The organism is Paenibacillus baimaensis (genome assembly GCF_025567575.1).
The window spans coordinates 17,106-43,064 of the sequence record NZ_JAOQIO010000113.1; the positions used below are offsets into that span (position 1 = coordinate 17,106).

General features: G+C 46.3%; 23 protein-coding genes and 1 pseudogene. 18 read left to right on the forward strand and 6 right to left on the reverse strand.

Going from position 1 to position 25,959, the window contains the following annotated elements:
* Positions 1-2 precede the first annotated feature (2 nt).
* Together OB236_RS33280 and OB236_RS33285 are read left to right on the forward strand one after the other, a co-directional pair.
* Positions 3-743, forward strand: coding sequence for a DUF4956 domain-containing protein (locus OB236_RS33280; RefSeq protein WP_262687888.1), 741 nt, complete (start codon positions 3-5; stop codon positions 741-743).
* Positions 744-771: 28 nt separating this feature from the next.
* The gene (locus OB236_RS33285) at positions 772-2,577 is read left to right on the forward strand and encodes a CotH kinase family protein (RefSeq protein ID WP_262687889.1); all 1,806 of its coding nucleotides are present in this window, start codon (positions 772-774) and stop codon (positions 2,575-2,577) included.
* Positions 2,578-2,671: 94 nt separating this feature from the next.
* Here the strand turns inward: OB236_RS33285 and gdhA are convergent, their stop codons facing one another.
* Complete coding sequence (gene gdhA, locus OB236_RS33290; protein WP_076233914.1) at positions 2,672-4,051, reverse strand: NADP-specific glutamate dehydrogenase; 1,380 nt, start codon at positions 4,049-4,051, stop codon at positions 2,672-2,674.
* A 682-nt stretch (positions 4,052-4,733) separates the two neighbouring features.
* On the opposite strand from gdhA, the gene OB236_RS33295 reads away from it, so the two are divergent.
* Entirely contained in the window at positions 4,734-5,756 is a 1,023-nt protein-coding gene (locus OB236_RS33295; RefSeq protein WP_262687890.1) for a fatty acid desaturase, read from the forward strand.
* Between the two features lie 89 nt (positions 5,757-5,845).
* Here OB236_RS33295 and OB236_RS33300 read toward each other — a convergent pair whose 3' ends face one another.
* Both OB236_RS33300 and cidR read right to left on the reverse strand, forming a co-directional pair.
* Complete coding sequence (locus tag OB236_RS33300; RefSeq protein WP_262687891.1) at positions 5,846-7,306, reverse strand: alpha-amylase; 1,461 nt, start codon at positions 7,304-7,306, stop codon at positions 5,846-5,848.
* 120 nt (positions 7,307-7,426) lie between these two features.
* The gene (gene cidR, locus OB236_RS33305; RefSeq protein ID WP_262687892.1) at positions 7,427-8,305 is read right to left on the reverse strand and encodes a cidABC operon transcriptional activator CidR; all 879 of its coding nucleotides are present in this window, start codon (positions 8,303-8,305) and stop codon (positions 7,427-7,429) included.
* Between the two features lie 144 nt (positions 8,306-8,449).
* Between cidR and OB236_RS33310 the strand changes: the two genes are divergently transcribed.
* The 5 genes from OB236_RS33310 to OB236_RS33330 all read left to right on the forward strand — a co-directional run bounded on the left by OB236_RS33310 (position 8,450) and on the right by OB236_RS33330 (position 11,849).
* Positions 8,450-8,818: a CidA/LrgA family protein gene (locus OB236_RS33310; RefSeq protein ID WP_262687893.1), complete on the forward strand. Its 369-nt coding sequence runs from the start codon at positions 8,450-8,452 to the stop codon at positions 8,816-8,818.
* Between the two features lie 5 nt (positions 8,819-8,823).
* On the forward strand, positions 8,824-9,501 hold the full coding sequence (locus OB236_RS33315) for an LrgB family protein (protein WP_179097579.1): 678 nt from the start codon (positions 8,824-8,826) through the stop codon (positions 9,499-9,501).
* Between the two features lie 405 nt (positions 9,502-9,906).
* Positions 9,907-10,065: a hypothetical protein gene (locus OB236_RS33320; RefSeq protein ID WP_262687894.1), complete on the forward strand. Its 159-nt coding sequence runs from the start codon at positions 9,907-9,909 to the stop codon at positions 10,063-10,065.
* A 396-nt stretch (positions 10,066-10,461) separates the two neighbouring features.
* Positions 10,462-10,659, forward strand: a complete 198-nt coding sequence (locus OB236_RS33325) for a hypothetical protein (protein WP_144026538.1) — start codon at positions 10,462-10,464, stop codon at positions 10,657-10,659.
* Entirely contained in the window at positions 10,656-11,849 is a 1,194-nt protein-coding gene (locus OB236_RS33330; protein WP_262687895.1) for a winged helix-turn-helix domain-containing protein, read from the forward strand. Before OB236_RS33325 ends, OB236_RS33330 begins: the two co-directional genes overlap by 4 nt.
* A gap of 124 nt (positions 11,850-11,973) precedes the next feature.
* Here OB236_RS33330 and OB236_RS33335 read toward each other — a convergent pair.
* Positions 11,974-12,255: pseudogene (locus OB236_RS33335) on the reverse strand (hypothetical protein); the annotation flags it as partial.
* Between the two features lie 381 nt (positions 12,256-12,636).
* On the opposite strand from OB236_RS33335, the gene OB236_RS33340 reads away from it, so the two are divergent.
* Both OB236_RS33340 and OB236_RS33345 read left to right on the forward strand, forming a co-directional pair.
* The gene (locus OB236_RS33340) at positions 12,637-13,140 is read left to right on the forward strand and encodes a DinB family protein (RefSeq protein WP_262687896.1); all 504 of its coding nucleotides are present in this window, start codon (positions 12,637-12,639) and stop codon (positions 13,138-13,140) included.
* Between the two features lie 100 nt (positions 13,141-13,240).
* A complete protein-coding gene (locus OB236_RS33345; RefSeq protein WP_262687897.1) occupies positions 13,241-14,131 on the forward strand; it encodes a GNAT family N-acetyltransferase in 891 nt (296 codons plus the stop codon).
* A 57-nt stretch (positions 14,132-14,188) separates the two neighbouring features.
* Here the strand turns inward: OB236_RS33345 and OB236_RS33350 are convergent, their stop codons facing one another.
* On the reverse strand, positions 14,189-14,635 hold the full coding sequence (locus OB236_RS33350; RefSeq protein ID WP_262687898.1) for a GreA/GreB family elongation factor: 447 nt from the start codon (positions 14,633-14,635) through the stop codon (positions 14,189-14,191).
* Positions 14,636-15,014: 379 nt separating this feature from the next.
* On the opposite strand from OB236_RS33350, the gene OB236_RS33355 reads away from it, so the two are divergent.
* Both OB236_RS33355 and OB236_RS33360 read left to right on the forward strand, forming a co-directional pair.
* The gene (locus tag OB236_RS33355) at positions 15,015-15,218 is read left to right on the forward strand and encodes a sporulation protein Cse60 (protein WP_076235850.1); all 204 of its coding nucleotides are present in this window, start codon (positions 15,015-15,017) and stop codon (positions 15,216-15,218) included.
* A gap of 528 nt (positions 15,219-15,746) precedes the next feature.
* Entirely contained in the window at positions 15,747-16,334 is a 588-nt protein-coding gene (locus OB236_RS33360) for a GNAT family N-acetyltransferase (RefSeq protein ID WP_262687899.1), read from the forward strand.
* 184 nt (positions 16,335-16,518) lie between these two features.
* On the opposite strand, the gene OB236_RS33365 is transcribed toward OB236_RS33360, so the two are convergent.
* Positions 16,519-17,334, reverse strand: a complete 816-nt coding sequence (locus OB236_RS33365) for a DUF6492 family protein (RefSeq protein WP_262687900.1) — start codon at positions 17,332-17,334, stop codon at positions 16,519-16,521.
* Positions 17,335-17,522: 188 nt separating this feature from the next.
* Here OB236_RS33365 and OB236_RS33370 point away from each other — a divergent pair, with 188 nt between their 5' ends.
* The 6 genes from OB236_RS33370 (at position 17,523) to OB236_RS33395 (ending at position 25,881) form a co-directional block, all read left to right on the forward strand.
* Positions 17,523-19,520, forward strand: a complete 1,998-nt coding sequence (locus OB236_RS33370; protein WP_262687901.1) for an elongation factor G — start codon at positions 17,523-17,525, stop codon at positions 19,518-19,520.
* Positions 19,521-19,573: 53 nt separating this feature from the next.
* On the forward strand, positions 19,574-20,491 hold the full coding sequence (locus OB236_RS33375) for a DMT family transporter (protein WP_262687902.1): 918 nt from the start codon (positions 19,574-19,576) through the stop codon (positions 20,489-20,491).
* 76 nt (positions 20,492-20,567) lie between these two features.
* Positions 20,568-22,430: a cache domain-containing sensor histidine kinase gene (locus OB236_RS33380; protein ID WP_262687903.1), complete on the forward strand. Its 1,863-nt coding sequence runs from the start codon at positions 20,568-20,570 to the stop codon at positions 22,428-22,430.
* Positions 22,408-23,904, forward strand: a complete 1,497-nt coding sequence (locus OB236_RS33385) for a response regulator (RefSeq protein WP_262687904.1) — start codon at positions 22,408-22,410, stop codon at positions 23,902-23,904. Before OB236_RS33380 ends, OB236_RS33385 begins: the two co-directional genes overlap by 23 nt.
* 193 nt (positions 23,905-24,097) lie before the next feature.
* Positions 24,098-25,027 carry an ABC transporter permease gene (locus OB236_RS33390; RefSeq protein ID WP_262688026.1) on the forward strand — a complete coding sequence of 310 codons (930 nt, stop codon included), beginning with the start codon at positions 24,098-24,100 and terminating at the stop codon, positions 25,025-25,027.
* The gene (locus OB236_RS33395; protein ID WP_262687905.1) at positions 25,021-25,881 is read left to right on the forward strand and encodes a carbohydrate ABC transporter permease; all 861 of its coding nucleotides are present in this window, start codon (positions 25,021-25,023) and stop codon (positions 25,879-25,881) included. Before OB236_RS33390 ends, OB236_RS33395 begins: the two co-directional genes overlap by 7 nt.
* The last annotated feature ends 78 nt before the right edge of the window (positions 25,882-25,959 follow it).

Genomic DNA, 25,959 nt, shown 5'->3' on the forward strand with positions numbered 1-25,959 from the left:
TTATGGATACTGCAATTGCTGCAATAACGGAAACTGCTGCTGCCGCTTCTTCTACAGGTACGACGGCTACTACCTTTACCGATTTACTTAAAAAGTCGGTCGTCAAAAACTTCGTTTCTGATATCGATCTTACCAAAATGATACTTACTTTGGCGGTTGCCTTTTTTATCGGGTTCTTTATTTACCTGCTTTACAAACGGGTTTTCAGTGGTGTGCTGTATTCCAAGAGCTTCAACATTTCACTAATCGGGATGACCATGGTTACGGCAATGGTGATTATCGCGGTCAATTCGAATCTGGTGCTGTCACTCGGGATGGTCGGTGCCTTGTCCATCGTTCGTTTCCGTACACCGATCAAGGACCCTACCGATCTAATTTTCCTATTCTGGGCAGCTGCAGCAGGTATTGTATCAGGAGCCGGCTTCTACACCCTCGCTTTTGTTGGTTCAGCCATCATCGGTGTCATGATGTTTCTATTTATCAAAAAAACGTCCTTCGAAACTCCATACTTGCTGGTGATCAACTGCGATGGAGATGATACTGAGAAGCAGGTCCATACGGTTGTAGAGAAATTGGTGAAAAGATACAACGTGAAGCAAAAAACCGTAACTAACGGCAATATCGAAATTACGCTTGAGCTGCGCTTGAACGATAACGAAGGTGCTTTTGTCAATAAAGTTTCGGGATTGGACGGCGTCAGAAATGCCGTACTGATCAGCTACAGCGGCGACTACGTGTCTTAAACGGAATGACTGGAAAGGAGGTTGTATGATGAAAGCCAAGTGGATAGAGCTGCTGCTAGGTATCAGTCTTGTATTCGGATTAGCGGGCTGCACGGTAACAGACAGCATTTCAGGTGTGAGCAGCAGCGCCGTATCTTCTGCAGCGGTCAGCAATCAGCAGAACCAAGTGACCCATGTATTTCCCAAAGACCACGTGGTTGATGTGAAGATTACGATGGCTGCAGCCGATTTTCAGGATATGCTGGACAATGCCAGTCAGGAGGAGTTTAAAACGGCCTCTGTGGACTACAACGGACAGCACTTTGACAATGTAGCGATTCGAACCAAAGGAAACCTCAGCTTGAGAAGTGTAGTAAGCTCCGATTCCGACCGGTACAGCTTCAAAATCTCGTTCGACGAATATATATCGAGCCAGCAGCTGTACGGCATCAGTAAAATCAATCTGAACAACAATTACAGCGATGCCTCTTATATGCGCGAATTTTTAACCTATGAGCTGGCCGAACGATTAGGACTGCCGACTCCCGGATATTCCTTTGTAAATGTATACGTAAATGGGGAGCTCAAAGGCTTTTATTTGGCAGTGGAGCAAATCGGCGATTCGTATCTGGAACGTAATTTTGGCAATGCTTACGGTGCCCTGTATAAAGCCAACGGCGGTAACGGCAGCGAATTGACATGGCTGGAAACGATGGATGCCTATAAAGGACTGGATTTGAAATCTAAATCCTCGAACAATAACGTTATTCTCGACATGCTCAAGGAGCTGAACACAGGAACGGATTACAGTAAGGTGCTGGATGTCGATGAGGCGCTCAAATTCATAGCGCTTAATGTTCTGACCGCGAATATGGACAGCTATCTCGGTACCAACAAGCATAATTATTATTTGTATGAGAACAAAGGAATATTCTCGGTATTGCCTTGGGATTACAATATGGCGTTTGGAGGTCTTGGAGCATCGGGTATTCTCATAGACGAGCCAACCCAAGGCACACTTTCGGAGCGGCCTCTGATCGATAAGCTGCTGAGGGTGGGTGCTTACAAGCAGAAGTACCATCAGTATTTGACGGAAAGCATCGAGGGCTACTTATCGGGTGAAGCATTTGCAGCCCGTGTGCAGGAGCTGTCCCAGCTGATTTCAAGCTATGTGGAACAAGACCCAACCGCTTTTTACACCTATGATGAATATCAAAAGGGCGTGACTGAGCTGACCAGCTTTGCAGCTCAGCAGGTTGCCACGATTGCCAAGCAGTTGGATGGCACCTCGCCTTCCTCGGGTAATGGAAGCGGCAGCGGCGGTGGTATGGGAGGCGGCGGCGGTATGCGTGGTGGCATGGGCGGCAAGCCGGGTGCAGGCGCGGCAAATGTGCAGGATGCCGTAATAGCTTCGCAGACCACTCAGGCGGGGCAGGCCGTATTAGCAGCGCAAGCCGTCCCGTCAGTGCAATCGGCAACAGAGGTACAACCCGCACAGATGGCAGGAAATGGCCAAACGAGTCAGACTGCTCAATCACAGGCAGCAGGTGCAGCTAACCAAACCAATCAAAATGGTCAGACCAATCAAACAGGTCAAACGGGCCAAGCAGGGCAAATGGCTGATCGTCAGGGCGCACCAGGTGGTATGGAAGCAGGAGGACAAGGAGGTCTTCCCGGCGGTATGGGCATGGGTAGAGGTGGACAAGGGGGACCTGGAGGCATGGGAGGCGGTCCCGGTGGGCAGGTCAACCAACAAGAAGGCACGGTAAGTGAGGCTGTAGCTGCAGGCACCGCATTCGTTATTCTTTTATTATCCTGCGTCTTCGTTGCTCGCTATAAACGCAAACGGCTGTGAATTCAATGAATACACTATAAACAGCAAAAAAACAAGGACAACCGCTATGGGTTTGTCCTTGTTTTGTATGTGTAGCAGCAACAGACGCTATGAATTAAATAATACCTTGTGCAATCATTGTGTCTGCAACTTTAATGAATCCGGCGATATTAGCACCAACAACGAGGTTGCCGGGATATCCGTATTCTTCAGATGCTTCTACGGAATTTTTGTAAATGTTCTTCATGATCATATGAAGCTTGTCATCCACTTCGTGGAAGCTCCATGAATATCTCATACTGTTTTGCGCCATTTCAAGTGCAGATACCGCTACGCCGCCAGCATTGGCCGCTTTAGCAGGTCCGAACAGCACATCAGCTTCCAGGAATACGTCGATCGCTTCAAGTGTACAAGGCATGTTGGCACCTTCACCAATCGCTTTAACACCGTTGGCAACCATCAATTTCGCTGCAGCTTCGTCAATTTCATTTTGCGTGGCAGAAGGAAGGGCGATATCACACGCGATGGACCAAATATTTTGACAGCCTTCAAAGTAAGAAGCTGTTGGGTGCTCCAGTACATAGTCGGAGATACGCTTTCTCTCGACTTCTTTCAATCGGCGAACGGTATCAAGCTTAATGCCGTCCTTATCGTAGATATATCCATTGGAATCGCTGCAAGCTACAACCTTGGCACCTAATTGCGTAGCTTTTTGGATTGCATAAATTGCTACGTTACCGGAACCGGAAACGACAACTGTGCTATCTTCAAAGCTTAAGCCCTTGGAGTTCAACATTTCATTAACAAAGTATACTGCACCATAGCCGGTAGCTTCTGTACGAGCCAGGCTGCCTCCATAAGTAAGGCCTTTTCCTGTAAGAACACCCGCTTCATTGCCGCCGCGAATCCGTTTGTATTGTCCAAACAGAAAGCCAATTTCCCGGCCGCCTACACCAATATCTCCTGCAGGTACGTCGGTGTCAGGTCCGATATATTTGTTCAGCTCTGTCATAAAGCTTTGGGTAAAACGCATAACTTCGCCGTCGGATTTACCTTTGGGATCAAAGTCGGAACCGCCTTTACCACCACCAATGGGCTGACCGGTCAAGGAGTTTTTGAAGGTTTGCTCAAAGCCGAGGAATTTGATAATGCTGGCATTAACGGAGGGGTGAAATCTCAGTCCACCTTTGAAAGGTCCAATTGCACTGTTAAATTGTACGCGGAAGCCACGGTTTACTTGTACTTTACCTTTGTCATCTACCCAAGGTACGCGGAAAGAAATCATGCGCTCCGGCTCGACGATTCTTTCGAGCACACCATGTTCCATATATTTCGGATGCTTAGCGATGACAGGAATGAGGGATTCGAGAATTTCTTTAACCGCTTGATGAAATTCGCTCTCATTAGGGTTGCGGCTTACAACAGTTTCAAAGACGCTTTGCACATAATTGCGTGCTGTTACATCAGCTTCGTTCGTGGATTGAACAGTAATCACAGGGTCTAACCACCTTCATCGAGTAATTTCGTATTCCAAAGTCTACAGAATATATTTTCACATAATTTGAGTTCGGCGGCAACAATTATTTACAAAGCGTGTTATGTATGCATGGAACAAACCAACTGATTTTGGCACTCTGATTATTTGAAAAATGCAAAAGAACTGCAGAATTAAAGCATACGGGCAGATGATTTCCATAATTACAGACCGGAGACAAGCTTCTGCAAAATGTGACAAATATTGAACTCTTGAGGTTGGGGGAGTAGGTTCTGACTAATAATTTTGGAGGAATGTATATTGCGCTTATATGCAGTTAGGTTATAATTAAAGATGCTTACTAATGAGATGCCAACTCCGAAGGTCCCCCTCTATGATGGCGATATGCCACTCTAAGATGAAACTCTTTTAACTACCCACATGGTATTGGAATGAAAAGCAACAGAACTTGAAATCGTAAGCAACAGAATGGGAAAGTCAACGATTGAAGCTTGCAATCCCCAATCATTATGCGTATAATCAAGTTGAAAATGATAATCATTATCAATTGAATTGCGCTTCAGCAATGTACGGCTGTTCGATCCTATAAATAAGAAGTTGAAACTAAAACTGAGCTTCTACGTATACGACAACAGGTACACATATATCTACCATGGATTCGAAGAGAGGAAGATTTATTACAATGCTTCATAAGGAACAAGGCAGCTGGCGCAAAGACATCGCACCCTACGAAAGATCGCATCTCAAGCACAGTGTGTGGCAACTCCTGAATACCGTTATTCCTTTTTTCATTCTTTGGTATCTTGCCTATTTAAGTTTATCGGTTTCTTATTTTCTTACCTTACCGATAACGATCGTTGCAGGCGGTTTTCTCGTACGGATTTTCATTATTTTTCATGACTGCTGCCATAAATCTTTCTTCAAAAATAAACTTGCTAATGAGATAGTCGGAACGATAACAGGGATCTTGACCAGTGTTCCTTTTCGCCAATGGAGACACACCCACTCCGTACATCATGCGACCAGTGGTAATCTGGATAAGCGGGGCACGGGAGATATTTGGACGATGACCGTGGATGAGTATTTGGCTGCCTCGTTATTGAAGCGGATCATTTATCGTATATACCGCAATCCGTTCGTGATTCTTGGTATCGGTCCAACTTATATCTTTCTGATAGATTATCGCTTTAACCGTAGAAATATTAACATGAAGGAACGAATCAACACTTATATAACCAACATCGGTATATTCGGTTCAGCCGCTCTATTGTGCTGGACACTGGGCTGGGAAGCATTCCTGCTCATACAGGTTCCGATCTTTCTGGTTTCTGGTACAGCCGGTATCTGGATGTTCTACGTTCAGCATCAGTTCGAGGAAACCTACTTTGAGAATAACGACAAATGGGATTACGTAAAAGCGGCTATGCAAGGAAGCTCTTTCTATAATCTACCCAAAGTGCTGCATTGGATCACCGGAAATATCGGCTTCCATCATATTCATCATTTGAGTCCGCGTGTGCCAAACTACTATCTGGAAAAGGTTCATAATGTGAATCCGGTATTGCGGGATGTCGAGACGATTACACTGCGCACAAGCCTGCAGTTGCTTCGCTTCCGAATCTGGGATGAGCGGGATAAAAAGTTTATCACCTTCAAGGACATTAAACATCTGGCTATCAGTCGAAAAGTAGCAGAGGAAATGTAATCATACTGCCATTATTGCTCTTATAACGATTATAGATATGAAAAAGGCACCCATCGGGTGCCTTTTTCATATTGGCTGCATCCGATGAATTAACCCTCGTCAGCAAGCGCCCATACCGAGACACTGCCTCCATTCACCGGGAAGCTGGCAAACCCATCCGCTCCGATCGTAATTTTATCACTCCGCGTGTTGGTGAAGTCAATCCATACTTGACCCGCACGCTCCGGTCCGACACACATTCGTTTCTCGCCGTTGTCCCCGTTGGAGATGACCACAGCACAGCCTGAGCGCTCAATATCCGGCACGCCCCGGCGTACCCAGCCAATAGTATTCGGATGATCGAAGTAGTCCTCCTGGTCGCCATACGCTTTATGGTAGCGTGCATACAGCAGGGGATCGATGGCAGCTTTTTTGCTTGCAATCGATGGTTCACCGCCAATGCCATAATAATCACCGTAAAATACACACGGATAACCGTCTTTACGAAGCAGGATGATCGCGTAAGCGCTTTGCTTAAACCAGTCACCCACCCACGATTCCAGCGCCTGACCTGGCTGTGAGTCATGGTTATCGACGAAAGTAACTGAATTTTGTGGATGTGTGGCCACTAAGGAGTTTTTAAAAATCGTCGTCAGATTAAAAGCCTTGCCTGCTTGTGCAGCTTCATTAAAATTATAATGGAGACATACATCGAATAACGATATCCTGCAATCTACTGTGTCCATAAATTCCTGACATGCACCCGGATCCGAATTCCAGAATTCACCTACTATGTAAAAGTCGTCACCGCGTGCCTTCATGATTTGGGTCACAAAATCCTTAATAAACTCGCGGCTAATATGTTTAATCGCATCGAGCCGGAATCCGTTGCATTGCAGCGTATTAGCCAGCCATTGGCCCCACTTGATCATTTCTTCCTTGACCTTCGCATGGTTGTAGTCGATATTCGCGAACATTAAATAATCATAATTTCCGTAGGCATCGTCCACGTGCTCGTTCCACTTTTTATTTTCACCGAGAATCCGGAAAATTCCACTTTTATTTTGCTTGGCGTCAAAGTCGGTTCCGTTAAAATGCTCAAAGGTCCATTTGAAATCCGAATATTGATCGCCGCGGCCAGGAAAAGTAAATTTGGTCCAGCCTTCGATATCAAAGGGCTGGGAAATTTCCTCAGTCCGATTATCACCGTCAACCTGTATCACTTTAAAAACTTCCTTTTCGTCAGCACCGGCTTTATGGTTCATCACAAGATCGACGTATACGGCAACACCGTGCTCCTGACAGGCTTTGATCGCTGCTTCAAGCTCTGCTTTTGACCCGTATTTGGTACGGACCGTACCCTTTTGGTCAAATTCCCCCAGATCGTATAAATCGTACACACTGTATCCCGTATCCTCGACCGATTGGCCTTTGGTGACGGGTGGAATCCATACGGAATCGATCCCTCTTTCCTTCAATTCCGGGGCCAGCTTGGCCAGGTTGTTCCAATGGTTTCCGTCGGATGCCAAGTGCCACTCAAAAAATTGCATCATTGTGTGATTGCGTTCCATCCAGGTTTCCTCCCTAAGCTACGTACATATCGCGAAATCGATCTTTTAAGAGATTACCCATCCGGTTGTTCAGATAAACACGATACAGCCAAGGAATCGAACTTCTTCTATGAATGGTGCTTAAAAAAGACTTTGGGTGAATCGAATCCATTCCCGTGCGGCTAAAGAGAGGTAGCTGTTTTTGCGCCAAATCATCACCAAATGCCAAGGAATGGAGGGCTCAATCAAGGGGATCGCTTTGACGTGGGCAGGATCAAGCCTTTTGCAGATGGTTTCTGGTAACAAGGCAATACCGAGATTGGCCGCGGTCATCTCATGAATAAAATCCCACTGCGAGCTTTCATACAGCACATGAGGGTGGAAGCCACTGCGGACACATTCAGCGATGATCTGATCATGCAGGGCAAAATCCTTATGGAAAAGGATGAATGTTTCCTTGGACAGTTCCGAGAGAGCAACCTCATTACGCTGTGCGAGCCGATGGGAAGGATGGACGATCAGCTTCAAATTTTCCTGAATAATCAAGTGGGAATCGAACAGCTCCTCGTTCGTCGGCAGCAGCACGACACCCATATCGAGATGGCCGTTAGCAATTTCAATCTGCAGCTTCTTGGAGCCCTCTTCGACCATTTCTATCGTCACGCCCGGGTAAAGCTCGCGAAAACGGCTCATCACTTGAGGGAAAAAGCTCGACCCGACCATAGGCGGCAGTCCGATACGAATATGACCTTTATGTAAATTCGTCAGGTCACTCAGCTCTGATGTCAGGTTTTTGAACGAGCTTACGATATGCTGCGCCTGGGAGAGTATCGCTTGCCCCGCATCTGTTAATTCGACGCTCTTGCCGACTCGGGAAAAGAGGGTCAGGCCGAGCTCTTCCTCCAGGCTTTTGATCATCTTGCTCAATGTGGGTTGTGTAATATGCAGTGCCTGGGCGGCTTTGGTGAAGCTGTTGTACCGAGCCAGTTCCAGCACATACTGCAGCTGCCTGATATCCATCGGTGTACCTCCTGACTATAGATAAATGGAATGATAGGCATTCAATACATTCATTTTACCAATGACAGATGTTGAAGTACACTTTAAAAGTGCAGTGAATCGTGACATATTCACAGCACCTTTTGATGGAAGGATGGATTCACAATGAACAAGCTCCTGAAAAGTGTGCTTCAGATTGGTTTTTTTATGCTGGTTTCGATAGCTATGAATCAACTGGTAGTGCTGATGCATTGGCCGATTCCCGGCAGTATTTTGGGGATTGTGGTCGTTTTTATAGGTTTGCAAACGAAGCTGATCAAGCTGGAGTGGATTGATGCAGGCGCGAGCTGGCTGTTGGCAGAGATGCTGCTTTTTTTCATTCCACCTGCCGTCAGCCTGATTCAATATGAAGATCTGATCATGTCCAGCGGATTGCGGATTCTGCTCGTTATGCTGGTTAGCTCCATAGCCGTTATGGCAGGGGCAGGCTTCCTGGCACAATGGATGGTCAAAGACAAGAGGAGAAACCCATGATGCTTATACTGGCGCTAGGATGTCTGATCATAACGATAGCTGTATACGGGTTGTCCAAACGGCTGTATCGCGCTGTTCCCAAAGTGTATTTGTCACCGATCCTGCTCACTCCGACTGTTGTTATGATTGTGCTGCTGCTCACAGGGGTTCCTTACGAAACGTATCATATCGGAACTGAATGGCTGAGTGAGATGATCGGACCGGCGACAGTAGCCATGGCAGTACCGCTGTACAAGCATTTAGCGATACTTAAAAAACATGCGCTAACGATTATGGTAAGTGTCTGCTTTGGTTCGAGCCTGGCTATTGTATCCTCGGTGTGGCTGGCCAAGGAGCTGCATCTTCAGAATCAAATTATCGACAGTCTGGCTCTGCGCTCCACGACGACACCTATAGCAATGGCTATGACGGAGATGCTGGGTGGTACACCGGCAATCACGGCTATATTCGTCTTGATGACAGGCTTGTTTGGCATGATCGTGGGGCCGCTAATCATCCGGCTATGTCGGATTGAGCATGAGATAGCTCGTGGTGTGCTTTTCGGGACAAGCGCACACACGGCAGGTACCTCCAAAGCGTTCGAATTCAGTGTGGTCTCAGGCTCCATCTCTAGTGTAGCGATGATTGTGACAGCTTTCTTTACGCTCGGTACTGCACCCTTGGTATTGTTATGGCTGCTGTGACACCTGATTTGAAAATAACAAAAACAAACATACGTTCCTGAATTTGTGATATCATAGAAGGGTATAAGTTCACTCGGAGGAGGCGTTCGCTATACAATTGCTATGGTGTGCAAATTGCAGCTATGCTCATGATGCTGAACTATGGAAAGTGAAAGGATATAAGTATGGCTCATGTCCGAAATGTGGTCAGAGTGAATATCGATTCGCCAACAATTGGATAGTCCTCGCTGATTTGAACGGCTGGTTATTACCGATTAACGGAAATAAATACGAGGTTCGTCAATTAAATCTCGATTTCAATGAGTAAAGTGTAAGCGTATAGTTTGAAGACTTTAGCAATTGCCGAGATGATCTGATAGTTGTATTCCCTAACGGCTTTTTTTATTCAATTAGGGGCAGATCAGCGTGATCTTGGTGATCAATGGTGTTTATGTAGATTTATTAGAAGCAGGGCTGGAAGAAGAAAAAAAAGGTGTTTGTTCATTCCATAGCGAGAAAACTTATGGAATCTCATTTTTGAGAAATCAACGTCATAAAACCTGTAAGACAAACCGTAAGACGTAATTTTATTTTTGTCTCACAAGAAAATATCGTGAATTCGTAATATAACAGATTCGGAAACTGCCCAATTGACCCTATTCAAATTCGTCCAAATACCGGCTCAATCAGCGATTTTACTTCTGTGGAACAATGGCAAAAAAACAGCTCTGTTCGCATCATTTGCAGAAGAGCTGTTTTTTGTTTTTCTCGGGATTGCTTCGAATATCTACCCAAGTCACTGAAAAAGAGGGCTGGACATCTGAACAAAATAAAGATTTTTGTACATATGTCCAGCTGGGCGTTGAGCTAACTGGCAGTTATTTTTCAATAGCTCTTGTTTTTATGCTCGAGACAATGGTAACATTTAACAGGAACATGTGTTTGTTTTTTTGTATTTTCCAACGGATAGGGGGAATAGGCGTGGTTGAAATCATTGAAAAAGAGCAATTTTCGGTTATTGGAAATTTAGGAAAGGGGTTTGCTAATGAAGCTCCCCAATGGATACCATCATTATGGAAAGAAGCAAATAGTAACTTTATTGAGATAAGCAACCTCGCCATCCATCATCATGTGCAAGCTACTCCCGTTTGTTTCGTTAAGGAGCCGATGTGTACATGATCCAATTGACGAACCGCCAGGCACGACAATTTCTGCTATTGAAGCACGGACTGTTGGGCGAATATCAATTTACCGGAAAGCAGGGAGTATTGGATTTTGTGCGGCAGGTTGGCTGTATTCAATACGATCCCATCGATGTTTGCGGAAAAAACGCCGAACTGGTGTTGCAGTCACGAATCAAAGGTTTTACCAAGAACATGCTCGCCGAGTTGCTGTATCAAGATAGAAGCCTTGTCGATTATCCCGACAAGAATTTGGCCATTATTCCTGTCGAGGACTGGCCGTATTTTGAGCGGTACAGGCAGGCCGCCCGACAACATGCCAAGCGCTATCCCGAAATGGAAGCGTTGATAGAGCAAGTACGGGCTCACATCCAAAATCACGGTTCGCTAAGTTCGGATGATCTAAAATTGGATGGAAATTTCACTTGGCAATCGGCCATCCACTGGAGCAGCGGAAACAATTCATCCCGGTCGGTGCTGGAGCAGATGTACTCGACAGGCGAGTTGATTATACATCACAAAAAAGGAACGCGTAAATATTACGATATCGCCGGGAAGTACATACAGCCAAATCTGCTGAATGCACCGGAGCCGCTGGAGGGCGAGCATGAGCATCACAAGTGGCGGGTACTGCGTCGAATCGGCGCTGTTGGCCTTTTATGGAATCGCGCATCCGATGCCTGGCTGAACATATGGGGATTGAAAGCGGAGCAGCGCAACGAGGTTTTCCGCCAACTGTTGTACGAAGCTCGCATTGTTGCTGTTGCCGTGGAACAATTGAAGGATATACTGTACTGCCGCGCGGAGGACTTTCCGCTTATTGAAGCCGTTCTGCAAAATCCGGCGCCGAAATGGCGCTGCGAGCTGATCGCCCCACTAGATAATTTCATATGGGACAGAAAACTGATCAACGTATTGTTTGGATTCGATTACACCTGGGAGATTTACACGCCTGCAATCAAACGGAAATTCGGCTATTATGTGTTGCCTCTAATATACGGAGAAAGCCTCATCGGACGAGCCGAGGTAATCGCGGAGCGAAAAGCCGGGACGCTCGTTGTTAAAAACATCTGGTACGAGAACGACATAAAGCCAACAAAGCAATTGCGAACAGCCTTGAACAATTGCTTTCAAAATTTTGCATTATTCAACGGATGCGAGACGATTTCGACAGAGTCTATGAACTAATATTTCAAGTCCCCCGGTAACATTTGCCAACAAGTTTCCGTGTACGAAACAGGTAAGCCGACCGCGTCCGGTAGCGCCGTTGTATGTGTACATGAGTTTCTAGTGGGGGGTTCAAGCGCGGGGGCTAAATTAAACCAGCTAATTTTTGGTCTGTATCTTGGAAATCTGATTTGCTTTTTAGTAATGCATAAATCCAATGTAAAAGCTTATTAACACAAGCGATGATGGCTACCCTGAAGGGTTTACCTTCATTTCGTTTCTTATCGTAAAATTCTCTTAATCTTTTATTTCGTGGGATAATTTCTTCTGTCGTTTTCTTTTTACGAGCATCACGTATCCCGCATACTACTGCCATATATAAGGCGTGTCTTAGAAGTCTGCGTAAACCGCGGGCTCTTTTAGTTATCGGACAATGTCCGATTGCCGACGATTATGTTTCTAATCATAACAAGGGATCAAGTAGTGAGAGCTCATCTTGTTTCTGAAGGGCCAAGAAATAGGTGTATAGGTCTGAGCAATTTAACCATGTTATCAGCCGCTATAAACTAATAAGCCTATGTTTTATTGGATTAGTCCACGTGTGCCGTTAAGCTAACGGGCAGGCTAGCGTAAACAAAATGATCAAAAGTATTAACCATACGTAGATAATTACATTTCGGGATTAGCGGAATGATTTTCGGAGCTTCGTTTGGTTAACGGGGGTAGTTTAAGTAAATGTAAATATTTACTTGCGAACTAGCGTTCGGTATAATAAACTTGATTCCATTACAAAAAGGAGATGTTGGATATGTATAAACACATTAAAGATTTTGCCGCAACTTGGCAGAATGAAACGGAAGCAACAATGCGGACACTGGAGATGCTGACCGACGAGTCTCTTGGCCAACAGGTAACAAGCGATCATAGAACGCTTGGACGTGTTGCATGGCACCTTGTACAGACATTGCACGAAATGCCATCTCGGACGGGACTGTCTTTCGAAGGACCGGGCGAAGATATGCCGGTACCAGCTTCGGCAGCAGACATCGCGTCAGTCTATAAGAGGACCTCACAAGCGCTCCTTGATGCTATACAGTCCAGTTGGAAAGATGAGAATCTGCTTATCATGAGCGATATGTATGGTGATCAATGGTCAAACGGCTTAATGCTGGATATTCTCGTAAAGCATGAGATTCATCATCGTGGTCAGATGACAGTCCTGATGCGTCAGGCAGGCCTTCGTGTGCCGGATCTTTACGGCCCGACAAAAGAGCAGTGGGCCGAGTACGGAGCGCTACCTCCAGTAATTTAGAGTAAGATAGTTATCAGCTTTGTAAAGAAGCTATGGAACTGATGTTGGAATGATGATGAAAGGTGAATGCCCGAACTGAGGCATTTGCGCGGAGGAGCCTATGAACGATTTAAAGCTAATACAAGATTACAAGCAGCTGTCCGAATACCGGCTAAGCTTTAACGAGCTGGCTGCTCAGGTCTTTCATATAGATTTTGAACAATGGTACCAGCGGGGCTGCTGGGATGATACCTATACGTGTTATTCTTATATAGACGGAAATACCGTTGTTGCCAATTTATCTGTGAGCAGGCTGGAGCTTGTTTTGAATAGTCAACACTACAAGGCGATTCAAATCGGCACTGTCATGACGCATCCGGATTATCGCAGCAGAGGCCTCTCCAGAAAGCTATTGGAGTTCGTGCTGTCCGAATATGAAGCAAAGTGCGATTTGATGTATTTGTTTGCGAACAAAAGTGTGCTTGATTTTTATCCGAAATTTGGTTTCAGTCCCGTACATGAAGCCAGTTTTACAGTTCCTGCTTCTAATCAGGAGCCTAAGCGCTCAAGTCTGCGAAAGCTGGATGTCAATGTTGCCGCGGATTGGGAGCTGATTCAGACCCTTGCGGCAGAGCGCCAACCGATCTCGCAGCAGTGCGGAGTGATAGGGGCGACAGGAATCTTTTTGTGGTATTGTCTGAATGTTTTTGGTGAAGATATTTATCTGATTGAGGACACACAAACCCTTGTTATTGCTCAATATGAGGACAAGGAGCTGCATCTATTCGATGTGATCAGTAAAGAGCCGGTTGAACTGACAGCCTTGCTGGCTACTGTCATTAGCAGCGCGATCAGCAGCGTTCACTTTCATTTTACGCCGAAGTTTAACGATATCGAGGTTGCAGCTACGCCTTCCCTTGTTGAGCCGGATACTACACTTTTCATACGTTCCAATTGTGCTGGCATGTCATTGCCAAATCCCCTGCGATTTCCTCTATTGGCACAGGCCTGAGTAAATGGTAAAGCAGCCTTCTGGAATAGCAAGGCTGCCTGATTGGTTGTCTTTTATTTAATTGATGTCACCACTGTTCACATATTTGATGTCTTCGACTTTTACCGAAATGACCCCGGAGGGTACGGCTAGCTGATACGTCTCATTGATTTGAGACATAAGTAATTGAATCCCCATGGGAGACAAAAACGAGATCAGGTTGTGGTTAGGGTCGGCATGTTGGGGGAAAACAATGGTGAAGGATTCGATCCAATCATCGTTTACATACCGCAGCTCCAATCGGCTTCCGATCAAAGCAACGGAGTTTAGACGGTCTTCGTTAAGATCAGCGACGATTTTTTCGAGAGTTGAAGTATAATCTGATAATATCCGCTCAAACGCACTGCGCTTGTGATTGTTTTCCGGAAAATAATGATTCAAGAAATTGGTCTTTTCTTCATCAAAATAAACAAGCTGATTGATCAGCTGCAATCGTGAACCAACGAGCAGCGGACTACGGTTCATAGTAGATCTCGCCTCCTTCACGACTCACGAACTCTCTTGGATGGTTACAATCCATTTTCACACAAATCCCTCCCATATAAATAGAGGTCTCCCTTACGGAGACCTTGAGAACAGTATACCAAGTATTATATGTAAATCCAATCGATTCCTTTTTGCAAAAGGACAATTATTTAATTCGACATTCAATAACTTAGTTTGACAGCCGACCCGTAGGGTGCTAAGATAGCTTAAAGTGAAGGCATTCCGCAAGTATTGCGGAATGCCTCATTGTATTTTCACACCCCTCTTACATTAAATGTAACCGAATACAGGGGTGCGCGTCATGGAGTCACTTCTTGTGCTGCATGGCTGTAAAACCATTTGAAAAGGAGCTGCTGCAATGATCCAAGTTAAAGAATTTCTCGATACGGATAACTCTTATGCCGAGAACAAAGCTAACGAGTTTTTGGCCGGTTTAAAAGATGATCAATTGATTAACGTATGTTACGGTTCGGTCATCAAGTCAACACTTTCTGGTGTAGAGCACCAAAGAAGTGCGATTCTGGTCGTTTACAAGACGAACGAAAAAAAGCGAGTGACATAGAAAAGCCACTCGCCGAATAATGAGGTGGGCTGTGCAATGAATAAGAAACCATTTCTCGATTTCAACAAATTAAGCAAAGACAAAACCCGTTCATTTTTACTGTTAGTATCTGTATGCTCTACCGTGGTTCTGTAGTTTTCGCCATTTATGTTGTCCTTACAATTATTTTCAATAAATAGTTAATCAACAGGAGGCTGGTTTAAATGGAACCCTTAGTGTTATCGCATGGTGTACTTGCATCGAGAGTGATCTACAATGAACCGTAGTGAATCATCCAAAGCCGCAGGAACTATGTAACGCTGAGTCGATTCTACACGCGGCTCCTTTGCAGAAATTTAACATTGCCACTCAAATAGACATACCTTGATTCAAGGAGATCATGCCCTGTTGTTGAAGGGAGATGGTCTCTTTTTTTACGAGGCTGTCTCAGAAATTATAAATGGTACAATGGAAAGTTGATAAATTGGATCTATAGATAAGACCAATCTCTTGATATGATTGAAGAAAATGATTCAGGAGCGTGATCACTTGTTGGAAAAGGTGACTTTAACGGGGAAACGGGTCAAGCTGGTTCCGCTTGAGCAAGGGCACGTGCAGGGTTTGTTTGACGCCGGAAATGATCCGCAAATCTGGACATACCTTCCGAACAAAATGAATACACTCGAGCATATGAATGAGCTCGTGCTGGAAGCTCTGGAGGCGCAGGAAAATGGACTGCAGGTGCCTTTTACGATTATGGATGTGCAGACCAACGATATCATGGGATCGACACGATTTTTGAACATCTCGCTGCCCAACAAGAACCTGGAAATAGGCTGGACCTGGTATTCACCGAAAGTATGGCGAACCCATGTGAACACCGAGTGTAAGTATTTACTGCTGCGATATGGCTTTGAGGAGCTTGGACTGATCCGTATACAATTCCGAGCAGATGTGCGAAACGTAAGGTCCAATACAGCGATTCTCAGAATTGGCGCCAAGCATGAAGGTACCCTAAGAAAGGATCGTGTTCTTTATAGCGGTTTTATTCGAGATACTCAGCAATACAGTATCCTTGATGAGGAATGGCCAGAGGTGAAAGTGCGACTGGAAACTCAGCTCCTGAGAGTATATTGAGATTGGACTGAACAGATTGACAAGGTGGATGACGAAGGAAGGCACTTGGATTACCCTCTATGGGTAGCCTGAGTGCCTTCCTGCGTGTATCAGACTCTGTAGATAGCCAAACTGCAAGGTTACATTCATGAAGAGACGATGCTCCGGGCCATGTGTTCATGATTACAGGCTAGCCAGCTTGATGTTATCGCTTCGATTTTTTCGTATAACACTTCCGCTTGTGAAAGGAGATGGATCTGTAGGTCCTGGCCAGCTTCTTGATCCTTTTTTGGGGAATTCCAGCCGGATTCATGCTTAGGCTCTTGTTCAGTGCTTTTTTCAGAATGACACGTTTGGGGGAGCTGGCATACAGAAAATTCCCGTACGTCTCGAATTCGGAAAAACCAAACTGCTTTGATTTATTAATACTGCGGATGATCGCGGAATGCCAGCTGGTGTTGTGTCGGGCGGCGATCTTCTTTTTGAGTCGGGACAGCTTCGCTTTTTCAAACAACATATAGTGGGTGACGAAGGAGGACGGTCTGGGTGCACGCTTCCCCAGCAGCTTTCGATAGGTATTAAAGTATTCAGGCTGACTCCAGTTACGGCAATAAAATATTTGTTTGCCGCCTGATCTGAACAAATGTGGTCGTATAAGCACGGTGTCTGCGTCGATAACGAGATAAAATTTTTGGGAAACCTTCGAGCTGCCTCCAAATTTTAACAGCTGCTGGAACAGCCAGCCGGATCGGTCCCATTTACGGGAGCTGTAATGGATATTTTTTTTGGTTATCGGCAGGACGGTATTTTCATGAACAAAGATACAATTCTTCCGTGCGCAGAGGCTTTTGATCCGTTCGCTGTCCGGGGATACAATCATAATTTTCCCGATGGGATGCATCACATATTTTCTTACACTGTCAATAACGTAAGGTAACGTAGCTAAATCCTTATCAATGGCAGGGATGAGCACATCGATCTTCGTGCGGCTGCGCCGCTGAATCCGGGTTGCACTGGACATTTGGTCAACTCCATCGGCTATTGGTTTTGGGCGAAAGCGCTTGTGAGCCGATAATTATTGGACTCCACGCCACAGCCCTCTATGAATTAAGAGTATGTGGATGCAGCAGGTGGCGTTCCGAATAAGTCATGCAACTTTGGCCCAATTGCGCTAAAATGAAATCAAAGATGTTAAGGAGCCAAATATCTATGTTTAAGGAACAAGAGGCGAGACGTAATATTGGGATATTTGCTCATGTGGATGCAGGGAAAACGACGACGACGGAGCAGATGCTATATCAGAGCGGCCGCATTCGCACGCTGGGCAGCGTAGATACAGGAACGGCACAGACCGATTCGCTGGATGTGGAGCGGGAGCGGGGTATTTCTGTAAGGGCTTCCGTTACACGCTTATCCTGGCAGGGGGTTTCGATCAATCTGGTGGATACGCCAGGGCATGTCGATTTTCTATCCGAGGTCGAACGGTCACTGCGTGTGATGGATGGTGCGGTTTTGATTATTTCAGCCGTGGAGGGTGTGCAGTCGCAGACGGAGGTCATCTGGCAGGCTCTGCGTGATATGCGAATGCCTACGATTATATATATGAATAAAATGGATCGGGTAGGTGCAGATCCGCTCGCTGTTATGGAGCAAATTCGATGTCTGCTCACTCCCGGTGCAGTACCGATTCAAGCTCCAAATGGGGTTGAGGATACCTTTGTCGGTCCGGTTGATCTGCTGGATGTGAGCAGGACCGAATGTGAGGCATGGGCAGACCCTTACAGGAAGCTACTTGTCGAGTATGCAGCTGAGCAGGATGATACATTGATGCTGCAGTATATGGATACGGAGGATGTGCGTACCGCAGGGCTGCTGCCTGTCCTCCTTGATTCGGTACAACGTTCGCACTGTGTGCCTATATGCTTTGGGGCTTCGAATCGGGGCATGGGTGTAGCACAGCTGATGGACATGATGGTGCATCTGCTGCCAGCTCCTGCAGGTGTCAATGAGGCGGAGCTTTCCGGAATCGTCTTCAAGCTGGAAAAGGACGCGACGATGGGACGTATCGCTCACGTGCGCCTCTATAACGGGGTGATCCGCAATCGCGATACAGTGCCTAATCATACGCTTGGCATTGAGGAAAAGGTTACACAGATTCGTAAAGTAGAGGGACAGAAGACGATAGATACAGGGATTTTGCAGGCGGGCGATATCGCTTCTGTATACGGCTGGAGCCGGGCAAGAATTGGCGATATTATAGGTTCTCCGAAGGGCGTGCCGGGAGAGCAGCGGTTGGCGGTTCCACTGCTCACTGTGCAAGTGCATTGGCGCAATGAAGCCGAATATCCGGCAGTCGTAGCTGCCATGCAGGAGTTGGCTGATGAAGACCCTTTGCTGGATCTGCAGTGGCTGCAGGATGAGCGGGAGCTGCATCTCAAGGTTATGGGACGCATTCAGATGGAGATCATTACACATCTGCTAAGCAGCCGGTTCGGACTCGTTGTCACGCTGGGCGAACCATCGGTGATCTATAAAGAAACACCCGTACATGCGGGGGAAGGTTTTATGGCTTATACGATGCCTAAGCCCTGCTGGGCCATTTTGCGATTTCGGATCGAGCCTGGAGCCAGAGGTAGCGGGCTGCGGTACAGCTCGATAGTCAGAAATGAGCATCTGCTGGAACGGTATCAGAATGAAGTGGCACGGCGAGTGCCGATTGCTCTGGAGCAAGGATTGAGGGGATGGGAGGTCACGGATTTAATCATCACGCTGGTCGAAGGCGAGCATCATGTATGGCATACGCATCCGCTGGATTTTGTTATTGCGACCCCGATGGGGATTATGGACGGATTAGCCAACACCGGCACGAAGCTGCTGGAGCCGATGCTACGGTTTCGCTTGTCCTCACCGGAGGAATACGGCGGCAAGCTGATGAATGAGCTCGTGCTGATGCGTGGTCAGTTTGATACTCCCGTGCTGCGGAATGGACGGATGGACATAGAAGGTATACTTCCTGTCGCGACATCGCTTGATTTCCCTTCACGGCTCGGCTCACTGACCAAGGGGCGAGGGACGTTATCCGTGTTTTTTGCAGGTTATCAGGATTGTCCACCGGAGGTAGAGGTGGAACGTCAACGAAGAGGGGTTAACCCGCTCGATCAGTCCAAGTATATTCTTGCTGTTCGGAATGCGCTTACACAGCTGTAAAGAAGCCAAGAGAATGACATCCATTCAAGATGAAGGAACGAGGCGCTTTTTGCATGATACAGTCCTATGTACTGCTGATTTTGTGCGTGATCTGTTGGGGCAGTAACTTCGTATTTGGCTCGATGCTGGTTCATGAGTTTCCGCCGCTATTGTTGTCGGCTTTTCGATTAACGGCGACTTCGATTTGCCTGCTCAGCTATGCTTGGGGTACACGGAAGCTGGGTAAGCTGTCCCTTCGGGATTGGAAGCTGCTGGTTCCGCTCGCTATTTTCGGAACACTGCTCAACCAAACGGCGTTTTTTACCGGTCTTCAAACTGTTGATGCGACGACAGCTTCGTTGATTTTATCGTTGGCTCCGCTGACGATTGCTTTGCTGGCAAGGATTTTTCTGAAAGAATTAATTACCAAGCAAATGCTGGTGGGCTCTGTGATTGCGATTACTGGTATTTTCTTTGTGGTAGGCAGATCAGATGGTCTTCAGATTTCCATAGGGATGCTGTATGTTTTTATAGCGATGTTCACCTTCTCCGTGTCCGTCATTATTATGCGTAAGCTGACGGAGCGAATGGGGGCGTTTACCGCTACTGTGTATTCGACGGTTATCGGCTCGAGCCTGGTCATACCGGTAGCACTGATCAAAGAACCGCTTCATCAGGTGAGCCCGCATCTGTGGGCTTGGGTGCTGTTGTTTGCAACAGGCATTGTGATGCAGGGTGTTTGCTCGGTCATTTGGAATATCCAGTTAACGCGGGTAGGGGCGGGCAAGGCATCGGTGTTTTTGAATTTACAACCGTTTGTCGCAATGCTTGTGGGATTCCTGCTCCTTGGCACTGCGGTGTCTATCGTCCAGGTCGTCGGTGCCCTGCTCATTGTGGGTGGAGTGGTGCTGGCGACACTGCAAAGAAGGGTTAAGATTGATGGTGTCGGCAGGACGAGGGCTAAACCGGATTCTGTAAACAAGCTGATGTAGTGTATAGTGACTAAAATCAAGGAGTCAAAGTGGAAAATCTAATAATTAACGGGAAAACAGGAGAAAACATAACTTCATGGTGGGAGTGAGTTCCTTGAATCGGTTGATTCGATCCATCCAGCCCAACTCGTTAAAGTATCGCCTATTCTTTGCGTTCCTGCTTCTCATCATTTTGCCTTTTTTCGCTTTGCAGGTAAGGAACCATACACAGGTTGAACGCTTGTATGAATATCGGATCAGTGAGCAAAGCCAAAATCAGCTCGATCAAATGAAGCAATCCTTCGAACAGATCAAGAGCCAAATGCTGTTAGCCGCCCTGCAGTTGGAGAAGGAATCTACAGTCCAAGCTGCACTGAAGAAAGAAACGGATCCCGGAGCGATGCTCCCTTCTCAGTCGGGAATTATAGCTCCTGCCGGGTCGGGTAAAGAGGACGGTATCGTGGAGATTCTAACGGTATTCAAAAACAGGATGCTCCCGGTCGGTGAGCATCTCCACTATTCGCTCACCGACCTGCGCGGACATCTCTATGTTTCCTATGAACCGAAATCGAATGCGACCTATGGAACCTTTATGGAACAGCCTGCAGTGAAGAATCTGTTTGCGGGTCAGGAGCCGTATGCCTGGGTTACCGATGCAACTAATGATATGCAAACGAATGCTTATGAAAGCTCTCCGCTTATATCACTATATATGGTGTTCAAGGATGAGGACAATCATGCCGTAGGCTTACTGCGTGTTGGCTTTGCTTATCAGGGATGGCTGAAAAAGAATATGAGCAACTTCCTGATCCAACAGGACTATTACATTTTGAATGAAACCGGCCGGGTTGTATACGAGAGCAGACCTGACGGCATGCTTCCGGAGGATATCGGAGCTATCGTGAAGCGGCAGCAGGATAGCCTCGGCCGGAAGTACGAGGTGCATGAAGCCACTTCGTCGATAATTAACAGCAGCTATATCGGCTCTATGAATTGGTATTTGATCGCCCAGTTTCCGCTCGAGGTATTCTTCGGGGATATTCGTTCTATGAACCAGCAATTTTTCATAACCTTCGGGTTATTTACACTGCTATTTATCATCATTACTTTTTTTATCCTATCCACAATAACCAGGCCGCTTATGCTGTTGAAGAAGAAGATGTCCGAAATCATTGTGAAAAATTTCCTGACCTCCATTCCAACCGACAATTATAAAGGAGAGATTCTGGAAATTGCTGTAACGTTCAACAATATGGCCAAGGATTTGACCCAACTCGTGGACAGATTGAAGGTAGAGGAACGTCAAAAGGAAGCGATCCGGTTTCAAATGCTGTTGCAGCAGATGAATCCTCATTTTCTATTAAATACCCTCAATACGATCAAGTGGAATGTTTTGTCCAAAGGAGATCAAGCTAGCGCGGATATTTGTATCTCACTGGGCAAGCTGCTGGAGACAAGCTTAAACTCGGAAGCGGATCTAATTCATTTGCATGACGAATTGGAATTGATTGAGGCTTATGCCGCCATCCAAAATTTCCGTTATGACCAAAGGTTCGAGGTCCGTTACGAATATGAGGATTCCCTGCGTTATGCTTTGGTACCTAAGCTATCGCTTCAACCACTGGTAGAAAATGCGATACAACATGGCTTGGCAAAAATGAAAACGGGAGGGTGCATTCTGATACGGATCTATACGCATGTAAATAACCGTTTAATTCTGGAGGTCGAGGACAACGGCGCCGGTTTGTCTTACAAGCCTTCTGCCGACCCCCTAAGAAAGAGAAGTCGGATAGGTTTGAAAAATTTGAAAGAAAGACTGCAGCTTTTGTTCAGAACCACCGCTGATTTGGAATTGATCGAATTAGACAGGGGAACATTGGCACGTATGAGCCTCCCGCTTCTCATTTCGCCGCCCTATGAACATGGAGGACAAACACATGTGGAAGACCATAATCGTTGAGGACGAACCATTCGTTAGAAGGACGATTGTCCAATTGGTGGACTGGCGCGCCATGGGCTTTGAAATTGTCGGGGAAGCGGATGATGGGGAGATGGCGTTAGAGCAAATAAAGGCGCATCAACCTGATTTAGTCATCACCGATATCCTGATGCCAGGGATTAACGGCATCGAGTTGCTGCGTCTTGCGAAGGCTGAAGGCTTCGAAGGCGCATTTGTCATGCTGACCTGCATGAATGAATTTGAATATGCACGGCAAGCGTTGGAATATGGGGCAAGCGGCTATGTGCTGAAGCTGTCTATGAGCCAGGAGTCGATAAGTCTCACCTTGGACAAAGTAAAAGCTGAATTATCGCGAAAAGAACGGCAGCGATCAGAAGTAACCTTTAACCAAGCCTATACTGAGGCTTGGCATGCTTTTACGGCACATGGAGGCGAGTTGCAGAGCTTTGATTGGAAGCGGGAACCTGTATGGAGAGACCGCATGTACCGCTATTTATGTATTTGCTCAATACTTCACGGCAGCCGGGCACTTGACCAAGCACCGTATACGGATTGGTTTGGGATGACGAAGGACTCGATCCCGTCTGTACATTCGTTTACTTATTATGGGGTAACGAGTGTTTTCTGTTGGAGTGATAGTCCGCTAAAGCTGCAGATGGTTAAAGGTATATTGCCGCAAGGACCAGCGATTTGTTCGGGATTTGTCCCTGCTGAGCAATTCCCGGCAGTTTGGTTTGATGTACTTCGTCAGTTGAATTCGCACTGGTACAAGGGTCGTCCAGGACTTTACTGGCTTAACCCCGCAACCTTGATGCAGCCTGATTCGTCTCCATTCAACTGGAAGCAGGAAATGGAGCTGTATCATCATCTGGAAGAAGGGAAAATAACAGCAGCCTTGAAGCTGCTTCGTGAAGCTTGGACCGAAATGGAGCAAAAGCAGCCGCATTGGGTGAAGGTCAAAGAAATCGTTAGCCGTTTGGCTAATTGGCTCCAACGGCAATACCCTTCCATGCCGAAGGAAGCCCTGCGGCAAATGGCTGATAACGCCGGGCATGAGGAACTGCTCACGGTTGTGACCGACACCATTCAATTGCATTTGAAGGATCAGGCTAAGCGTAATCTTAGCCTTACGGACCATCCGGAGGTTAATGAGGCTATCCGTTATATTCACGAGCATTACGAAGAGAACGTGACGCTGAAGATAGTAGCTCAAGAGATTAACATGGATGAGAAGTATGTAAGCGGATTGTTTGCCAAAAAAGTAGGAGAGCCGATGATACAATATTTGCAGCGCGTCCGGGTGGATAAAGCGAAGCAGCTGCTGACGAAAACAGGGTTGACGGTGAACGAAATCGGCGAGCGGGTCGGCTTCGTGAACGCCAATTATTTCTATAAAATTTTTAAACGCAGGTCTGGGCTGACGCCGAACGATTACCGAAACCTGTATGGCGGCGAAGGCCAGACTGAAGAATAGGAGGAAGCCCAATATTCCGGTGACGGATATTGGGCTTTTTTTCCCTTGTACGGAATAAGTGGATTTTGTTCACTCTTTAAGAGGAGTTTGTTCATTATCGGAAAGCGATTGCACTGGTAATGTATGAAGTAGTTATTCCATCTTAAGGAGGTCGGGAATCATGAAACCCACTACAATCAGATCTGCGCCAACGATGTCCGCCTTGTCTCTACGGCTTCTACACCATGTTAAACAGCTGATGAGATTTAAAGCGCTGTATCTGATGATGCTGCCCGGCGTCGTTTACTATATCGTGTACCGGTATATTCCGATGTACGGTGTCGTCATCGCGTTTAAAGATTTTGACATTTTGGAAGGGATTCTGAGTAGCCCATGGGCTGACCCTTGGTACAAGCATTTTAAACAATTTTACGAATCGCCCTATTTTGCCGAACTGCTAGGCAATACTGTTTTAATTAGTATCTATAAGCTGGTATTTGGCATCGTTCCGCCAATTCTGCTCGCGCTGCTGCTGAACGAGTGCCGGACATACTGGTTCAAAACATTGATCCAAACCTTAAGTTACATGCCGCATTTCCTTTCGTGGATTATCATTTACGGAATTTCGCTGGTGCTCTTCTCGGAAAGCTCCGGTCTCATTAATTATTGGATTGTTAACAACGGAGGTAGCGCGATTCCGTTCATGACCTCCACAGAGTGGTTTCGAAGCCTTCTGGTTGGATCGGAAATTTGGCAGAATCTAGGATGGGGGGCGATTATTTATTTGGCTGCAATGACCGGCATAGATCCGACGCTGTATGAGGCGGCGCGTGTCGATGGAGCTTCCCGCATACGAATGATTTGGCATATTACTTTACCAGGTATTCGGCATGTCATCATCATGCTGTTGATACTAAAACTTGGCCATGTCATGGATGCAGGGTTTGAACAGATCTATATTTTTTACAATATTCACGTTTATCCGGTAGCGGATATTCTGGATACATGGGTATTCCGGACAGGCTTGGAACAGCTCAATTTCAGCCTGGCTTCTGCGGTGGGATTGTTTAAATCGGCGATTGGACTTGTGCTTGTGCTTGGTTCGAACTGGCTCGCCAAAAAATGGGGGCAAGGCATATGGTAAGAGGCACAGAAGACAAACTGTTTAATACTTTCATTTATATCATCTTGGGCCTTGTGGGTCTGGCGGCCGTCGTCCCTCTACTCTACGTAGTTTCCGTTTCTCTTACTCCGTATGGTGAAGTACTCCGAAACGGAGGCTACGTGCTGATCCCTAAAGCAGTCACCTTCCAGGCCTATATGAAGATACTGAGCGCCTCTGATATTTGGAGCTCATTCCGAGTTACGTTGTTCATTACCCTTGTCGGTACAGCTATTAGCTTGATTGTCACGATGCTGCTGGCCTATCCGCTCAGCCGTAAAGGGCTACCGTACCGCAAATGGTTTCTATTTATGATTGTATTAACGCTATTATTTAGCGGCGGTATCATACCTACCTATTTGATTGTCAAAAATACGGGGCTGCTGGACACCGTATGGGCGCTGATTCTTCCGAATGCGATCTGGAGCTTTAATGTGCTGATCATGAAAAGCTTCTTCGAGAATTTACCGGAAGAACTATTCGAATCAGCAAGGATTGATGGGGCAGGTGAATTCCGGATTCTTTGGCAGCTTGTTGTTCCATTGTCAATGCCTTCAATTATAACCATAGGATTATTTTATGCAGTTGGCCAATGGAACCAATTTTTCCAAGCTATTATGTATGTGACAGACCGCACGCTATTTCCGCTGCAGGTGGTGGTCAGAGAAATGCTGATGCTTTCCCAGCAAGCGATGGAAAATTCGGAAAATATGGTGCCGACGGTTACAATGCAGATGAGCGCTGTTGTGGTGGCCAGCCTGCCAATTATACTCGTGTATCCGTTCCTGCAAAAGCATCTCACCAAAGGCATGCTGCTAGGCTCAATAAAAGGTTGATCCCTGGGTAGGGTATCACGGGATTCTTAATCCCTTTCATATCAATCAACTCATTCATAGACGAAAGTAGGGGTAAGT

What these genes read in the sequence shown, in the direction of transcription:
- OB236_RS33280 (WP_262687888.1), top strand. Translation starts at nt 3, where the DNA reads ATGGATACTGCAATTGCTGCAATAACGGAAACTGCTGCTGCCGCTTCT.
- OB236_RS33285 (WP_262687889.1), top strand. Translation starts at nt 772, where the DNA reads ATGAAAGCCAAGTGGATAGAGCTGCTGCTAGGTATCAGTCTTGTATTC.
- OB236_RS33295 (WP_262687890.1), top strand. Translation starts at nt 4,734, where the DNA reads ATGCTTCATAAGGAACAAGGCAGCTGGCGCAAAGACATCGCACCCTAC.
- OB236_RS33300 (WP_262687891.1), bottom strand. Translation starts at nt 7,306, where the DNA reads ATGGAACGCAATCACACAATGATGCAATTTTTTGAGTGGCACTTGGCA.
- cidR (WP_262687892.1), bottom strand. Translation starts at nt 8,305, where the DNA reads ATGGATATCAGGCAGCTGCAGTATGTGCTGGAACTGGCTCGGTACAAC.
- OB236_RS33310 (WP_262687893.1), top strand. Translation starts at nt 8,450, where the DNA reads ATGAACAAGCTCCTGAAAAGTGTGCTTCAGATTGGTTTTTTTATGCTG.
- OB236_RS33330 (WP_262687895.1), top strand. Translation starts at nt 10,656, where the DNA reads ATGATCCAATTGACGAACCGCCAGGCACGACAATTTCTGCTATTGAAG.
- OB236_RS33340 (WP_262687896.1), top strand. Translation starts at nt 12,637, where the DNA reads ATGTATAAACACATTAAAGATTTTGCCGCAACTTGGCAGAATGAAACG.
- OB236_RS33345 (WP_262687897.1), top strand. Translation starts at nt 13,241, where the DNA reads ATGAACGATTTAAAGCTAATACAAGATTACAAGCAGCTGTCCGAATAC.
- OB236_RS33350 (WP_262687898.1), bottom strand. Translation starts at nt 14,635, where the DNA reads ATGAACCGTAGTCCGCTGCTCGTTGGTTCACGATTGCAGCTGATCAAT.
- OB236_RS33355 (WP_076235850.1), top strand. Translation starts at nt 15,015, where the DNA reads ATGATCCAAGTTAAAGAATTTCTCGATACGGATAACTCTTATGCCGAG.
- OB236_RS33365 (WP_262687900.1), bottom strand. Translation starts at nt 17,334, where the DNA reads ATGTCCAGTGCAACCCGGATTCAGCGGCGCAGCCGCACGAAGATCGAT.
- OB236_RS33370 (WP_262687901.1), top strand. Translation starts at nt 17,523, where the DNA reads ATGTTTAAGGAACAAGAGGCGAGACGTAATATTGGGATATTTGCTCAT.
- OB236_RS33375 (WP_262687902.1), top strand. Translation starts at nt 19,574, where the DNA reads ATGATACAGTCCTATGTACTGCTGATTTTGTGCGTGATCTGTTGGGGC.
- OB236_RS33380 (WP_262687903.1), top strand. Translation starts at nt 20,568, where the DNA reads ATGGTGGGAGTGAGTTCCTTGAATCGGTTGATTCGATCCATCCAGCCC.
- OB236_RS33385 (WP_262687904.1), top strand. Translation starts at nt 22,408, where the DNA reads ATGTGGAAGACCATAATCGTTGAGGACGAACCATTCGTTAGAAGGACG.
- OB236_RS33390 (WP_262688026.1), top strand. Translation starts at nt 24,098, where the DNA reads ATGTCCGCCTTGTCTCTACGGCTTCTACACCATGTTAAACAGCTGATG.
- OB236_RS33395 (WP_262687905.1), top strand. Translation starts at nt 25,021, where the DNA reads ATGGTAAGAGGCACAGAAGACAAACTGTTTAATACTTTCATTTATATC.